The 13,258-nt window shown below is 72.9% G+C and carries 14 protein-coding genes and 1 tRNA gene; 11 read left to right on the top strand and 4 right to left on the bottom strand.

Translation table 11 applies throughout. From position 1 onward, the window contains the following. The first annotated feature begins 690 nt into the window (after window positions 1-690). From chpG to AQJ54_RS07270, 8 genes are all read left to right on the top strand, one after another. Window positions 691-930: a chaplin ChpG gene (gene chpG / locus AQJ54_RS07235; RefSeq protein WP_030314387.1), complete on the top strand. Its 240-nt coding sequence runs from the start codon at window positions 691-693 to the stop codon at window positions 928-930. 290 nt (window positions 931-1,220) lie between these two features. After that, the gene (locus AQJ54_RS07240) at window positions 1,221-2,072 is read left to right on the top strand and encodes a hypothetical protein (RefSeq protein ID WP_062235176.1); all 852 of its coding nucleotides are present in this window, start codon (window positions 1,221-1,223) and stop codon (window positions 2,070-2,072) included. A 196-nt stretch (window positions 2,073-2,268) separates the two neighbouring features. Next, window positions 2,269-2,556, top strand: coding sequence for a hypothetical protein (locus tag AQJ54_RS07245; protein WP_062027391.1), 288 nt, complete (start codon window positions 2,269-2,271; stop codon window positions 2,554-2,556). Window positions 2,557-2,717: 161 nt separating this feature from the next. Beyond that, window positions 2,718-3,215: a DUF5949 family protein gene (locus AQJ54_RS07250; RefSeq protein ID WP_062235180.1), complete on the top strand. Its 498-nt coding sequence runs from the start codon at window positions 2,718-2,720 to the stop codon at window positions 3,213-3,215. Continuing rightward, complete coding sequence (locus tag AQJ54_RS07255; RefSeq protein WP_062235185.1) at window positions 3,215-3,835, top strand: vitamin K epoxide reductase family protein; 621 nt, start codon at window positions 3,215-3,217, stop codon at window positions 3,833-3,835. The genes AQJ54_RS07250 and AQJ54_RS07255 overlap by 1 nt, the downstream gene beginning before the upstream one ends. Window positions 3,836-3,985: 150 nt before the next feature. After that, window positions 3,986-4,498, top strand: coding sequence for a hypothetical protein (locus AQJ54_RS07260; protein WP_062235189.1), 513 nt, complete (start codon window positions 3,986-3,988; stop codon window positions 4,496-4,498). Between the two features lie 186 nt (window positions 4,499-4,684). Then, a complete protein-coding gene (locus AQJ54_RS07265) occupies window positions 4,685-5,170 on the top strand; it encodes a tyrosinase family oxidase copper chaperone (protein WP_174856957.1) in 486 nt (161 codons plus the stop codon). Next, the gene (locus AQJ54_RS07270; protein WP_062027398.1) at window positions 5,154-6,020 is read left to right on the top strand and encodes a tyrosinase family protein; all 867 of its coding nucleotides are present in this window, start codon (window positions 5,154-5,156) and stop codon (window positions 6,018-6,020) included. Before AQJ54_RS07265 ends, AQJ54_RS07270 begins: the two co-directional genes overlap by 17 nt. Window positions 6,021-6,134: 114 nt before the next feature. Here the strand turns inward: AQJ54_RS07270 and AQJ54_RS07275 are convergent, their stop codons facing one another. After that, window positions 6,135-6,431 carry a chaplin gene (locus AQJ54_RS07275; RefSeq protein ID WP_062027400.1) on the bottom strand — a complete coding sequence of 99 codons (297 nt, stop codon included), beginning with the start codon at window positions 6,429-6,431 and terminating at the stop codon, window positions 6,135-6,137. A 206-nt stretch (window positions 6,432-6,637) separates the two neighbouring features. On the opposite strand from AQJ54_RS07275, the gene AQJ54_RS07280 reads away from it, so the two are divergent. Next, window positions 6,638-7,219, top strand: a complete 582-nt coding sequence (locus tag AQJ54_RS07280; protein ID WP_062027402.1) for a DUF2087 domain-containing protein — start codon at window positions 6,638-6,640, stop codon at window positions 7,217-7,219. 90 nt (window positions 7,220-7,309) lie between these two features. Here the strand turns inward: AQJ54_RS07280 and AQJ54_RS07285 are convergent, their stop codons facing one another. From AQJ54_RS07285 to AQJ54_RS07295, 3 genes are all read right to left on the bottom strand, one after another. Further along, window positions 7,310-8,269 carry a D-2-hydroxyacid dehydrogenase family protein gene (locus AQJ54_RS07285; RefSeq protein WP_062235193.1) on the bottom strand — a complete coding sequence of 320 codons (960 nt, stop codon included), beginning with the start codon at window positions 8,267-8,269 and terminating at the stop codon, window positions 7,310-7,312. A gap of 116 nt (window positions 8,270-8,385) precedes the next feature. After that, window positions 8,386-8,868, bottom strand: coding sequence for an SAM-dependent methyltransferase (locus AQJ54_RS07290; protein ID WP_062235196.1), 483 nt, complete (start codon window positions 8,866-8,868; stop codon window positions 8,386-8,388). A 123-nt stretch (window positions 8,869-8,991) separates the two neighbouring features. After that, window positions 8,992-9,064 (bottom strand) — tRNA-Arg (locus AQJ54_RS07295). Between the two features lie 322 nt (window positions 9,065-9,386). On the opposite strand from AQJ54_RS07295, the gene AQJ54_RS07300 reads away from it, so the two are divergent. Both AQJ54_RS07300 and AQJ54_RS07305 read left to right on the top strand, forming a co-directional pair. Continuing rightward, window positions 9,387-10,994: a dynamin family protein gene (locus tag AQJ54_RS07300; RefSeq protein WP_062235199.1), complete on the top strand. Its 1,608-nt coding sequence runs from the start codon at window positions 9,387-9,389 to the stop codon at window positions 10,992-10,994. A gap of 3 nt (window positions 10,995-10,997) precedes the next feature. Then, window positions 10,998-13,190, top strand: coding sequence for a YfjP family GTPase (locus AQJ54_RS07305; RefSeq protein WP_062235201.1), 2,193 nt, complete (start codon window positions 10,998-11,000; stop codon window positions 13,188-13,190). Window positions 13,191-13,258 lie beyond the last annotated feature (68 nt).

A 13,258-nucleotide genomic window follows, 5' to 3' on the forward strand; every position in this document is an offset into this window, starting at 1 on the left:
ACGGGCGTCGACGGCGGCGCGGAGCACACCGGCCCACGCCGCGTCGCGCTGGGCAACGAGCCGGAAGGCCAGCTGGTCACCACCGGACCCGGGCACCTTGCCGAGATCGAACACATCGGAGCCGCGCCCGAGGGTGTTCGAACGGGAGGGCCGACACCGTCCAGCCGCTGGTCCGGGCTCACCGATGGTCGAATTCGGTACGTCCGTACGGGGGTTGGCGGTCCCCGGGTGGGCTCCACCCACCCGGCCGTCCGTCGAAAGGGTGAGCGAGTCACCCGTGCGGCCCCCACCGCCCTCGTGCGCCGCGCGATCTCCGGGTGCGGTGCCCGGGCGGATGCCCCGTTCCCCGGGGGCGGGCGGGGTGCCCGTTGCGGCGAGAAGGGGCGAAGTCGGCGCCGGGGTGCGGCGCGGCGGCGGACCGGGGGATGTGCGCATGACCGGCGTGGCCCTTCCGGAACGTACGGACCCCATGAGTGCGAAGAGATGCCCATAGGGGTGCTTCGGGAGGTCCGCAACACTAGCCGCTATCCGTATTAATCAGGCTAAAGGGGGCAAGTGTGTCGAGATGGCGCAGCCGGGCCTTTCGTGAGATCACCCCATTGGGGGCGCAACCCCGGAGCGCGCGACGCGTTGACACAGCGCCGGGCATCCCCGCCCGGATGTTTGTGTCAACCCAAGGAGCAGCTCTCCATGTCGCGTATTGCGAAGGGCCTGGCCCTGACGACCGTTGCGGCCGCCGCCGTTGCGGGTAGCGCCGGCCTCGCCGCCGCCGACGCCGGTGCCCAGGGTGCCGCCGCCCACTCCCCGGGCGTGCTGTCGGGCAACGTCGTCCAGGTTCCGGTCCACGTCCCGGTCAACGTCTGCGGCAACACCGTCAACGTGATCGGCCTGCTGAACCCCGCGTTCGGCAACGAGTGCGTCAACGGCTGACGTCGACGTCACCCTCTTTGCCGGCCGGGCTCCCGTGACTCCATCACGGGAGCCCGGCCGGTTCTCGTTCTCCCGGGGGTGCTTCCGGTCGACGCCCGGCCGCCGATTCGGTCCCCCGTACGGGTGATCGGGTGTTCGATCCGTCAACCCGGCGTGATCCGGCCCTCACCAGGAGGAACGCGCGGTTGACGAGACGGGCGCGAGAGCGTGCCGTAGCCGATCGGTTGCAGAGCGCGAGGGGCGATTCCACGGTGGGTCCAAGATCCTCGTGCATCGAAAGGAACACCCCCATGCGTGGTCTGCCCGTCCGGCGTATCGCCTCCTCCGCCCTCTGCGGCGCCCTGTTGCTGGGGCTCGCCGGGCCGGCCGCGGTGGCGGCCGAGCACCAGTCGGCGCGCAGCCGCGTCCAGGCGGCTTCCCGGGCCCCCGTACCCGGCGCCGACGGGCTGCTCGCCCAGGTCCAGAGCCTGGGCAACCTCGGCACCGTGCTCTCCCCGGTCACCGACCTGCTGAACGCCGTGCTGAAGGCGGACAACGGCCAGCTCTCCGCCGAGGAGGCGACCACGCTCGGAGACGCCGTGAAGGCCGCGATCGCCAAGGTCGGCGCGGCGGCCCCGGCTGCTCCGTCCGTACCGGCTGCTCCGCCCGTACCGGCGGCGCCCGCTGTGCCTGCCGCGCCCGCGGTCCCCGCGGTCCCGGCGGCGCCTGCCGTACCGGCTGTGCCGGCTCTGCCCCAGACGTCGACGGGCACCCTGCCGACCGGTTCGCTCCCCGCGCTCCCGGCGGCTGCCCCGCTCACCCAGCCCGCCCGGAGCGGTGCCGACTCCAGGGCCGTGGCCTCGGCGAAGCTCCCCGCCGACCTCGTCGACGACGCGCTCGCCGGTCTGGAGGAAGCGGTCGTCGACACCCTGCTCGCGGCCGTCACCTCTGGCGACGTCTCGAAGGTCGTCCCGGCGGTCACCGACGTCCTGACCGACCTGGTCAACATTCTCGTGGCCGTGCTGCTGAGCGGGGGCCTGCCGCTGCCCGACCTGCCGGGGCTGCCCGCGCTGCCGAGCCTGCCCAACGAGCCGGGCCTGCCGACCCTGCCGACCGCCCCGAGCCTGCCGACTCTGCCGTCGGGTTCGCTGCCGGCCGCGTAAGGCGTTCGCGTTCTCCCTTCTCGGGGCACTCCGTCGTGCCGGCCCCCACCGGGCCGGCACGACGGCTTTTTCATGAACGGCTCTTTTCATGAAAGCCCAATTACTGCGCGCGGGGTTTCCCCCGCGGGGGAGAGATCGTTGGGCACGGTGTCCGAATTCGTCCCGGTGACGTGAGTTGCCGAAAGGAAGGAACCCGATGAAGTCCCTGAAGGCTGCCGCTGTAGTTGCCGGTTCCCTGGCCCTCGCCGGTGCCGCCGCGCCCGCGTTCGCCTACAGCACCGCGGACGTCACGCCCACCAGCCTCAACGGCGCTGTGAACACGCTCACCAGCGGCCGGCTCGAGCCCGCCGACGTGGCGCCGCTCCAGCACCAGTCGGACGCTCTCGACACCGAGAACAAGGACTCCGTGCTCAACACCGTGAAGGGCGCGACCACCACGCTGAACTCGGGCGGTCTGCTCGGCGGACTTCCGCTCCAGAGCTGAGGTCTCCTCCGTGCCGTCAGGACCGGTGCCCGCCTCAAGGGGCCGGTCCTGTCAGCCTGTTCGAGGGTGTTTCCCCCCTTCGTGTGGAGCGGGCACGGGCGCTCCCCCGGACGGGTGAGAAGGCGGCCGGCGGCCGGCCGGCGCGTCGATAAGGTCGCGCGGTGACCTCAACCTCAAGCGAAACCCGCCCCTTCAACGCCCCCGACCTGGGCACTCTCGTCGTGATGGCCTGGAGCGGCGAAGCCCCCGACGGCGACATGCCCTACCTCCTCGCCTACTCCCTCGGGGACGGCGCGGCCGGCCCGGAAGGCTCGACGGCCGCCGTGGAGGCACTGCTGGAGAACAACGGCCTGCCGGTCGGCGGTGACCTCGTCGACGGCAAGGCGCGGCCCAGCCTCCCGGTCAGCCTGCTCGTCGAGTCCGGCTCCGCCGTCGTCAGCATGCCGGGCTTCAGCGCCCAGTGCGTCCCGCCGCCGGAGTGGCTCGCGGCCGTCGAGGAACGCGGCTTCTGCTACTTCGTGTTCACCACCCGCCCCTGGCCCGAGGCCGAGCCGGGCAAGCCCGTCGACCCCGAGGCGCTGGCCGCCTTCGCGGGTGCCGAGGAGACCCTCAACGAGGCCGCGCACATCGTGCTGGCGCCCCGCACCCTGCGCGGCTGATGGAGCGGACCGCGGACCGCGGCCGTGACGAGCGTGCGGAACGGACCGCGGGCGGCAGCAGAGCCTTCGCCGCGCTGCTGGTGATCACGGGGGCCGCCGGACTGCTGGCCTCCTGGGTGATCACCCTCGACAAGTTCAAGCTGCTCGAGGACCCGGACTTCACCCCGGGGTGCAGTCTGAACCCGGTGGTGTCCTGCGGCAGTGTCATAAGGAGCGACCAGGCCTCGGCCTTCGGGTTCCCCAACCCGATGCTGGGCCTGGCCGCCTACGCCGTCGTGATCTGCGTCGGCATGAGCCTGCTGGCCGGAGCCCGCTTCCCCCGCTGGTACTGGCTGACCTTCGACGCCGGCTGCCTGTTCGGCGTCGGGTTCGTGTCCTGGCTCCAGTTCCAGTCGCTGTACCGGATCAACGCGCTGTGCCTGTGGTGCTGTCTGGCCTGGGTCGCCACCGTCGTCCTGTTCTGGTACGTCACGTCGTTCGCCGTACGGCACCGATTCCTGCCCGCTCCGGGCGGGTTGAGGAGCTTCCTCGACGAATTCACCTGGGTGCCACCGGTGTTGCACCTCGGCATCGTCGGCATGCTGGTCCTGACCCGTTGGTGGGACTTCTGGACGAGCTGACTGGCGTATGTCCGACTACTGCGGCAGTCGGGGGAATCTTGTACTGGTCCCCGGCCCGGAATCGTTACGGAGTAAGGACGTTGAGCTTCCCGACTTCCGACTCCGGCTGACGACTCCGGATCCCGATTCCCGAAAGGCACCGTACCTGAGATGAAGTCGACCACCCGAGGAACCATTGCCGCCGTCATCACGGGCGTAGCGGCCGCGGTGGGCGCCGCGACCCCCGCCGCCGCGGTGGACACGGTTCCGGTCCCCGTGCCGCTGGAGGGCGTCGAGAACTCCCTCGGCATGCAGCTGCCGAAGCTGGGCGCGGAGCTTCCGCTGCTGACGCCGGGCGCGCCCGAGGGCCCGCAGTACGTCGAGGGCCGGCTCATCCCGGAGCGGGTGCTGCCGCAGGTGCCGATCGGCGGCGCGCTGCCCGGCGCGGGTCTGCGCACCCCGCTGCCGCACCTCCTCGGCGACGACTTCGACCACGTCGGTGTCGAGGCCCCCGCCTCCGACCTGCGCACCCTCGCGCCGGGCCTGACCGTGGACGCCCCGCTCACCGCCCCCAACCCGGACAACTTCGGCCTCCCGGACACCAAGCTCCCCCAGGTGGGCCTCCTCGCCCCCGTCCTCCAGACGGTCCCGGGCGCGGACCTGGTGACGGGACCGGGCCTGTAGGGCCGAGCCGTGCGAGGGGCCCGGGCGCGCCGCTGCCCGGGCCCTCCGCTTTCTCACCGCCCGCTCGCACTGACCCTGGCAGCTCCCCTTTTCGCCTCCCCTTTTCACCTCCCCGGCCCTTCGACGGTGACCGGGAGGGGGTTCGGGCGGTTACCGGTACGGACAACCCGAACCGGAGGAGCAGCGATGGTCGTGAGTGTCGAAGTGGCGGCGGTGGGGACGGCGCGGAGTCGCGGCAGCCGACGCCCGCGCGGTGGATCCGCCCGGGTGAGCCGGCGGGACGTGCTGCTAGGGCTCTTCGGACCGGTGGCCGTGGCCGCCGCGTTCGTCCCGGTCGCCGCCGCCACGCGGTCGCTGCGCGCGGCCGAACCGCCCGCGGACATCGTCTTCGACGAGACCTACCGCGGCCGCCGCATCCGGGGCATCAGAACCTCCGCCACCAGCGCGGGCCGCGTCTTCGACGACGCCCAGTGGCACGTCACCGTCGACGGCCGGCCCCTGCACCTGATGCGCCGCGCCGACGGCACCTGGCTGAGCATGGTCGACCACTACCGGTCGTACGGGACACCGCTCGAAGCCACCCGCGCCGCCGTCGACGAACTCGGGCCCGGGCGGCACCTGCGTGAAGGAACAGAGCCACACATGGGGGGAGACCATGGCGTACACGCGTAAGGACGTCAGCACACTGACCGCCGGCGAGAGGCGGCGGTTCGTGAAGGCGATGCTGGAGGTGAAACGGCGGGGCGAGTACGACGAGTTCGTGCGCACCCACATCGAGTACTACAACTCCGACGGGGAGGACGGCCTTCGTACGGCCCACATGGCGCCCTCCTTCCTGCCCTGGCACCGGCGCTTCCTGCTGGACCTGGAGCGGGCACTGCGACGCGTCGACTCGTCGGTGACGGTGCCGTACTGGGACTGGACGCGCGACCGTACGGCGACCTCGGCGCCGTGGACCAAGGACCTGCTCGGCGGCAACGGCAGGCGCTCGGACCGGCAGGTGATGACCGGGCCGTTCGCCTGGGCGACCGGCAACTGGACCCTCAAGGAGGGCGTCACCGACGCGGAGTTCCTCACCCGGGACCTCGGCCGCGCCGCCAACCCGATCGCGCTGCCGACGAAGAGCGAGCTGGAGGGGGCGCTCGCCGACCCGGTCTACGACGTCTCGCCCTGGGACTCCACGGTGACCAGCGGCTTCCGCAACAAGCTGGAGGGCTGGGGGAGCGGGCGGGGCAGCGTCGCCTGGCGCAACCACAACCGGGTGCACCGCTGGGTCGGCGGGGCGATGGTCGGCGGCGCGTCCGTCAACGACCCCGTCTTCTGGCTGCACCACGCCTTCATCGACCTGTGCTGGTACCGCTGGCAGCGGCGGCACGCGGGCGCCCGCTACCAGCCGGCCAGGCCACCGGGTCCGGCGAGCGACCAGTGGCGGCGGGTCGTGGCCCGCGGCGAGAAGCTGCCGCCGTGGGGCGTGACGCCGGAACAGCTGGAGGACGTCAGCGGGATCTACCGGTACGCGTGAGATCCGTGGGCCGTTGAGAGATCGGCGGGCAGGGCAAGACCGTTGAAAGATCGGCGGGCATGGCAAGAGCCCCGGCGCTCGAGGTGCCGGGGCTCTTGTGCGGGGTACGGACGGTCAGCCGCCGTAGCCGTAGCCGCCGTGTCCACCGGGGCCGGGGTTGCCCTTGTGGCCGCCGTCGTTGAGGCAGGTGTTGCCGAAGGCCGGGTTCAGCAGGCCGATCACGTCCACGGTGTTCCCGCACACGTTGACCGGGATGTTGACCGGGACCTGGACGACGTTGCCCGACAGGACGCCGGGCGAACCGACGGCCTCGCCGTTGGCGCCCGCGTCCGCCAGCGCCAGGCCGGCGCCGCCGATGACCACGGCGCCGGTGCCGAGGGCGACACCCGCTGCCTTCGCGATGCGAGACATCACGTACTCCTTTTGACTCGTTGGGTGCGACGGCAGGACGCGCCGTCGCACTCCCCCTTCAACGCGGCCACTCACTCCTGGTAACGGCGTTCGGGCGGTGGATCACCCTTTTTGAACAGCGGGGCCGGGTTCCGCTGCCGTGTGCGAGCCCGTGTACGAGGGAAATTCGCTCGGAGCGGAGAGGGGGCCGCGGCTAGCCTCCGGACATGGCTACCGACACCGAACCGGTCGACCAAGTGATCCGTCTCTTCGCCGAGGAAAGCCGAGTGCGGGCCTTCGCCGCGGTCGCGCTGGGCGCCGGCACCCCCGCCGCCGTCGCCCGTACGGCGGGCCTGTCGGCGCGGGAGACGGCCGTGGCGCTGCACCGGCTGGGCGAGCAGGGCGTGGTGGTCGAGGGGACCGACGGGGCCCTGGGGGTGGCGTACGACCTCTTCCGGGACCACGCGCGGGAGGCGGCGCGGCGGGAACGCACCGCGGTGGGGCCGGTGGCGGGGGAGCCGGTGCTGCGGACCTTCGTCCGGGACGGGCGGCTGGTCCGGCTGCCGGCCCAGTGGAACCGCAAGAAGCTGGTGCTGCGGCACATCGCCGAGCAGACCTTCGAGCCGGGTGTCGCCTATCCGGAGCGGGTCGTCGACGAGAAGCTGCGGGCCTGGTGCGAGGAGAGCGACGAGATCGACCATGTGACGCTCCGGCGCTACCTGGTGGATCTGCACCATCTGCGCCGGAGCGAGGGGATCTATCGAATGCCCTCCGCGGACGAGGCCTCAGGGGAGTCGTCGCACGGGTGAACCCGAGTGGTCCCTCAGAGGCGTCGTCTCACGAGTGAACCCGAGTGGCCCCTCAGGGGAGTCGTCTCACGGGCGAAAACGAGTGACCCCTCACGGGAGTCGTCTCACGGGTGAACCCGCCAGGTACGCCTCGATGTTCTCGACCGCCTGGCCGTAGTAGGTCGCGTAGTTGGCCTGCGTGACATAGCCGAGGTGCGGGGTGGCGAGCAGGCGGGGGGCCGTGCGCAGGGGGTGGTCGGCGGGGAGGGGCTCGGTGTCGAAGACGTCGACGGCCGCCCCGGCGATCCGGCCCTCGTGCAGTGCGGCGAGGAGGGCGTCCTGGTCGACGATCGCCGCGCGCGAGGTGTTGATCAGATGGGCGGTGGGCTTGAGGAGGGCGAGTTCGGCGGGGCCGAGCAGACCCCGGGTGCGGTCGCCGAGCGCCAGGTGGACGGAGACGAAGTCGCCGGTGGCGAGGAGGTCCTGCAGGGACGGGGCGAGTTCCACGCCCACCTCGTCCGCGCGCTCCTGGGTGAGGTTCTGGCTCCAGGCGCTGACCCGCATGCCGAACGCGAGGCCGATCCGGGCGACGCGGCTGCCGATCTTGCCGAGGCCGAGCAGGGCGAGCCGGCGGCCGTGCAGGTCGGCGCCGACGGTGGACTGCCAGGGGCCCTGCGCCCGCAGGGCGTTGCTCTCCTGGACGATCCCGCGGGCGAGGCCGAGGAGCAGCGCCCAGGTCAGCTCGACCGGCGGGGTCGACGAGCTGGCCGTGCCGCAGACGGTGACGCCGCGCGCCTCGGCGGCGTCGTAGTCGATGACGGAGTTGCGCATGCCGGAGGCGACGAGCAGCTTCAGCCGGGGCAGGCGGGCGATCAGGGAGGCGGGGAAGGGGACGCGCTCGCGCAAGGTGACCACGATGTCGGCGTCGGCGAGGGCGGCGGCCAGCGCGTCCTCGTCGGCGAAGTGGCTGTCGTAGGAGACGACTTCGACCCGGTCCGCGACCGGCGACCAGTCGGCGAGAGTGGTCGCCACCTGCTGGAAGTCGTCGAGCACGGCACAGCGCAGACGCATGTCGGTCGTCCCCCCTCGTGATCTCCGGTCAGGATGATCGACTCTACGCCGCGGCACTGACAGCGGCACGAGGCCCTGTCAGGAGTGCTTGGCGCTGTCAGTAGGGCTGGGCGCTGTCAGTAGTAGTCGCGCATGATCTCGGTCGCCCAGGCGGGCTGGTGCGTGGGGCCCTGGGGGCCGAACTCGGCCATGTAGGGCTTGATGTCGAGGACCGGGGTGCCGTCGACGGCGTCCAGGCCCTGGACGTGGAGGTCGAGTCCGTCGGTGCGCAGCAGCCGGCAGCGGGAGACGCCGATGCGGTTGGGGCGGTTCTTGCCGCGCTGGGCGAAGATGCCGACCAGGGGCCAGTCGGCGTTGCCGCGAGGGTGCCGGGCACCGGCCTCGACCTTCTCCACCGGTACCCGGTCGAAGTGGTAGACGACCTCCAGGTGGGAGAAGGCGTCCAGCCCGGCGAGCGCCTCGGGCCCGAACCGGTCGGAGTCCAGCCGTATGACGGCGGTCTCCTTGCCCCAGTCGTCGTCCAGCACCTCGCCCCGTCCGCCGACGACCCGTCCCACGGGAACCGAGACGACCTCTTCCGGACTTTTCTCCTCGGGCACGCGGGAGCCCCTTCCGTCACTGACCCTTGAGCGCGCACGGCCCAGGGCGCCTGGTCACATACCGCCGCGGGGGCCGGACATGAAAAGACCGCCTGCCCAAAGTACGTGGTCAGAAGGTGTGAGCGCCCCCGGCAGGACTCGAACCTGCGGCCAAGCGCTTAGAAGGCGCCTGCTCTATCCACTGAGCTACGGGGGCCGGGTGTGGTGGCCTCTGTCTTGGGTGCCCGGGTGTGGGCCGGTCCGTGACGTTGCCGGGGACAAGGATAGGGCTCCCACGACCTTGTCCCTGTTGCTTCGCCTCCGTGGCTCGATGTGGAGGTTCAGTGAAGCGGTCCTGATAATCGCAGGCAGGTACGAATCGTGCATCGCTTTTGCCGCCTCGCGCACCGGGTGTTGTGCACTCGTTATGCCTGGGCTGTGCCTCCGTCCCAGTCATCCCTTTCGTCCCTCGGGTCCGATCGGCGCGCAGACATGCTCATATGCTTCAGAATTCCCCTAAAATTGGGCATTCTTCACATGTGGTGACCTTGGACGTACGGCCTCAGCTGCTCGACGCACTCTCCGCCCTGCGCGACCGTGTCGCCGCCGCACGCTTCCCGCTGCCCCTGGCGGGGGCCCCACGCGCGCGTGCCAACCGCGACGAACTGCTCGCCCAGCTCGACGACTATCTGGTGCCCCGGCTGAAGGACCCCGACGCGCCACTGCTGGCCGTCGTGGGCGGTTCCACCGGCGCCGGCAAGTCGACCCTCGTCAACTCCCTTGTGGGCCGCCGGGTGAGCGAGGCGGGCGTGCTGCGGCCCACCACGCGGACACCGGTGCTGGTCTGCCACCCGGAGGACCACCACTGGTTCAGCGGGATGCGCGTCCTGCCCGACCTCACGCGCGTGTGGGCGCCCCGCAAGGAAGCGGCGGACGACCTCCTGCTGCCCGGCGAGAACCCCGCGCGCGTGCTGCGCATCGAGACCGCCGACACCCTGCCGCCCGGCCTCGCCCTCCTCGACGCACCCGACATCGACTCCCTGGTCGCCGACAACCGCGTTCTCGCCGCCGAGCTGATCTGCGCGGCCGACGTCTGGATCATGGTCACCACGGCCGCCCGCTACGCCGACGCGGTCCCCTGGCACCTCCTGCGCACCGCCAAGGAGTACGACGCCACGCTGGTGACCGTCCTCGACCGGGTGCCGCACCAGGTCGTCTCCGAGGTCTCGCGGCAGTACGGCGCCCTGCTCACCAAGGCGGGCCTCGGCGAGGTACCCCGGTTCACGGTCCCCGAGCTGCCCGAGTCGGCCTGGGGCGGCGGACTGCTGCCGGCCACCGCGGTGGCGCCACTGCGGACCTGGCTCGTCCACCAGGTGCAGGACCCGGCGGCCCGGCAGTACACCGTGGCCCGTACGGCCCACGGCGTCCTCGCCTCCCTCAAGTCCCGGATGCCCGAGCTCGCCAGTGCCGCCGCCGCCCAGTACGCGGCCGCGCTGCGGCTCACCACCGCCGTCGAGAGCGCGTACGACACCGAGTACGCGCGCGTGCGGGGGCGGCTCCAGGCCGGGGCCGTGCTCGCCGGTGACGCCCTCAAGCGCTGGCGGGCCTTCCCCCTGGACTGCACCGCCGGCGAGCTCCTGGACGCCCTCGTCGAGAGCCTGGCCGCCCTCCTGCTGTGCTCGGTCACCGCCGCCGACGAGCGGGTCGCCGAGGCCTGGCGGCGCGAACCGGCGGCCACGGCACCGGAACTGACCGACCGTGATCCGACACCGGAGAGCGCCGAGCACCGGATCGGGATGGCCGTACGGCGGTGGCGGCGGGAGCTGGAGGAGTACGCGGAGGAGGAGGTCCGCGGCCTCGACCGGGGGGTCGCGCCCGACCCCGAGACCGTCGCCGCCCTCGTCGCCACCGCGCTGCTGGGCGGGCGCCGGGCCCGGGTCGCCGGTGAGGGGCTCGCCGAGCGGATCGGCGCCCACGGCGCGCTGCGGCTGCGGGACCGGGGCGGACGGCTGCTCGCTCAGCACCTCGACCGGGTCGTGCACACCGAACGCGAGCGCCGGCTCGCCCCGCTCGACGCACTCGAAGTGCACCCCGAACCCCAGGCCGAACTCATCGCCGCGCTGTCCGTACTGCAGAAGGAGAGGTGACCGATGACCGCCGTCACGGATCAGGACCACACGGATCAGGACCGCACGGAGCGGGCGGACCACCCGGAGCGGGCGGATCGCGCGGGGCGGCCGGATCGCGCGGGGCGGCCGGATCGCGCGGGGCACGCGGGGGGCGCCGTACCGGGACGAGCCGTGTCCGAGGACGCCGCCGCTGAGGACACCGCACACGGGCACACCGGGCGCGAGGGCGCCGTAGCGGGGAGCGAGGACGGGGTGGACGAGGCGCCGGGCACGGCTGAGGGCGAGAAGAACCCCGGGAGCGAGAAGGAGCACACGCGCGTGGAGGCCGGTGACGGGCGGGCGGAGGGCAGGGGGCCGCAGCGGGCCCCGGCGGTGGGCGAGGGGCGGGTCGGCCGGGCGCGGGCCCGGGCCGGGCTCGCGCGTGAGGAGGGTCCGCGCGGGCCCACGGAGGCCGCTCAGGCGCGGGCGGAGGCCGAAGGCGGCTCCCCGGGGGCCGCCGACGCCGGGGCGGCCGCAGACGGCGAGTCCGGGGACGCCTGGGACGACGGGCTCATCGCGCGGCGGGTCACCGCCGAGAGCGAGCAGGCCGCCGTAGTGGAGGCCCGCGGGCACAACGCGCCGCCCGCCGCCCCGCTGGCCTACGACGGCCCCCTGCGCTCGCGTCTGGACGCCCTGCGGGAGCTCATCGGGCTCTCACGGACCCGGCTCGACAACCGGACGCTCGCCGAGGCCGGTCAGGTCCTGGACGAGGCCGCCGCCCGGCGCAGGCTCTCCGGGCAGCACACCGTCGTCGCCATCGCGGGCGCGACCGGCAGCGGCAAGTCGCAGCTCTTCAACGCGCTCGCCGGAGTGGCCATCTCGGAGACCGGCGTGCGCCGGCCCACCACCGCGGCGCCGATCGCGTGCAGTTGGAGTGACGGCTCGGCCAGTCTCATCGAACGGCTCGGCATCCCGCCCCGGTTGCGGCGGCGCCCGCTCCAGAGCGCCGAGTCGGAGGCACAGTTGCGCGGGCTCGTCCTGGTCGACCTGCCCGACCACGACTCGGCCGCCGTCCAGCACCGCGAGCACGTGGACCGGATCCTGGCGCTCGTCGACGCCGTCATCTGGGTCGTCGACCCCGAGAAGTACGCCGACGCGATCCTGCACGAGCGCTATCTGCGGCCCATGGCGGGCCATGCGGAGGTCATGTTCGTCGTCCTCAACCAGATCGACCGGCTGCCCGGGGAAGCCGCCGAGCAGGTCCTCGACGACCTGCGGCGACTGCTCGACGAGGACGGGATCGCGCTCGGGGAGTACGGCGAACCCGGCGCCACCGTGCTCGCCCTGTCCGCGCTCACCGGGGACGGTGTCGGTGAACTGCGGGAGACGCTCGGCCAGTTCGTCACCGAACGCGGGGCTCCCGCGCGGCGGATCGCGGCCGACGTGGACGCGGCCGCGTGGCGACTGCGGCCCGTCTACGCGACCGGGCGGCGCACCGGCCTGAGCGAGGAGGCGCGCGACGACTTCGCCGCCCGTCTCGCGGACGCGGTCGGCGCCACGGCGGCGGGCGAGGCCGCCGAACGCGCCTGGCTGCGCAACGCCAACCGCGCGTGCGGAACGCCGTGGCTGCGGCTGTGGCGCTGGTACCAGGACCGGCGTGAACCCGCCACCGGACGGCTGCCGTTGCGCGCTCCGGCCGACGAGGAGGCGACCGCGCGGCAACGGGTCGAGCAGGCCGTACGGACGCTCGCCGACCGGGCCTCGGCGGGACTGCCCGCGCCCTGGGCGCTGGCGGTGCGCGAGGCGGCCGTACGGGGCTCCCAGGGGCTGTCCGAGGCGCTGGACGAGCTGACGGCCCGGGCCGGACTGCCGCCGGGCAGGCCGCCGCGTCCGGGCTGGTGGCCTGCGGCCGTGCTGGCGCAGGCGTCCATGACGCTGCTCCAGATCGTCGGCGGGGCCTGGCTGGTGGGGCAGATCGTCGGGGTCATGGCGCCGAACCTGGGGGTTCCGGTGCTGCTGATGGTGCTGGGCATCGTCGGCGGTCCGCTCGTCGAGTGGAGCTGCCGGATGGCGGCGCGGGGGCCCGCGCGACGCTACGGCGTGGAGGCGGAGCGACGGCTGCGGGAGGCGGCCGCCGGGTGCGGCCGGGCCCGGGTGCTGGATCCGGTGGCGGCGGAGTTGCTGCGGTACCGGGAGGTGCGGGAGCAGTACGGGAGGGTCGTCGGGGTGGGGTGACGGGGGTCGGGTGGCAGGAGTGCGGTGGGAGGGACGGGGTGACAGGGGCGGGGTGACAGGGCTCTCGC

The organism is Streptomyces griseorubiginosus, assembly GCF_001514195.1.
Lineage (GTDB): Bacteria > Actinomycetota > Actinomycetes > Streptomycetales > Streptomycetaceae > Streptomyces > Streptomyces griseorubiginosus.

What these genes read in the sequence shown, in the direction of transcription:
- AQJ54_RS07280 (WP_062027402.1), top strand. Translation starts at nt 6,638, where the DNA reads ATGGCTACCGACACCGAACCGGTCGACCAAGTGATCCGTCTCTTCGCC.
- AQJ54_RS07240 (WP_062235176.1), top strand. Translation starts at nt 1,221, where the DNA reads ATGCGTGGTCTGCCCGTCCGGCGTATCGCCTCCTCCGCCCTCTGCGGC.
- AQJ54_RS07305 (WP_062235201.1), top strand. Translation starts at nt 10,998, where the DNA reads ATGACCGCCGTCACGGATCAGGACCACACGGATCAGGACCGCACGGAG.
- AQJ54_RS07245 (WP_062027391.1), top strand. Translation starts at nt 2,269, where the DNA reads ATGAAGTCCCTGAAGGCTGCCGCTGTAGTTGCCGGTTCCCTGGCCCTC.
- AQJ54_RS07270 (WP_062027398.1), top strand. Translation starts at nt 5,154, where the DNA reads ATGGCGTACACGCGTAAGGACGTCAGCACACTGACCGCCGGCGAGAGG.
- AQJ54_RS07265 (WP_174856957.1), top strand. Translation starts at nt 4,685, where the DNA reads ATGGTCGTGAGTGTCGAAGTGGCGGCGGTGGGGACGGCGCGGAGTCGC.
- AQJ54_RS07285 (WP_062235193.1), bottom strand. Translation starts at nt 8,269, where the DNA reads ATGCGTCTGCGCTGTGCCGTGCTCGACGACTTCCAGCAGGTGGCGACC.
- AQJ54_RS07275 (WP_062027400.1), bottom strand. Translation starts at nt 6,431, where the DNA reads ATGTCTCGCATCGCGAAGGCAGCGGGTGTCGCCCTCGGCACCGGCGCC.
- AQJ54_RS07255 (WP_062235185.1), top strand. Translation starts at nt 3,215, where the DNA reads ATGGAGCGGACCGCGGACCGCGGCCGTGACGAGCGTGCGGAACGGACC.
- AQJ54_RS07260 (WP_062235189.1), top strand. Translation starts at nt 3,986, where the DNA reads ATGAAGTCGACCACCCGAGGAACCATTGCCGCCGTCATCACGGGCGTA.
- chpG (WP_030314387.1), top strand. Translation starts at nt 691, where the DNA reads ATGTCGCGTATTGCGAAGGGCCTGGCCCTGACGACCGTTGCGGCCGCC.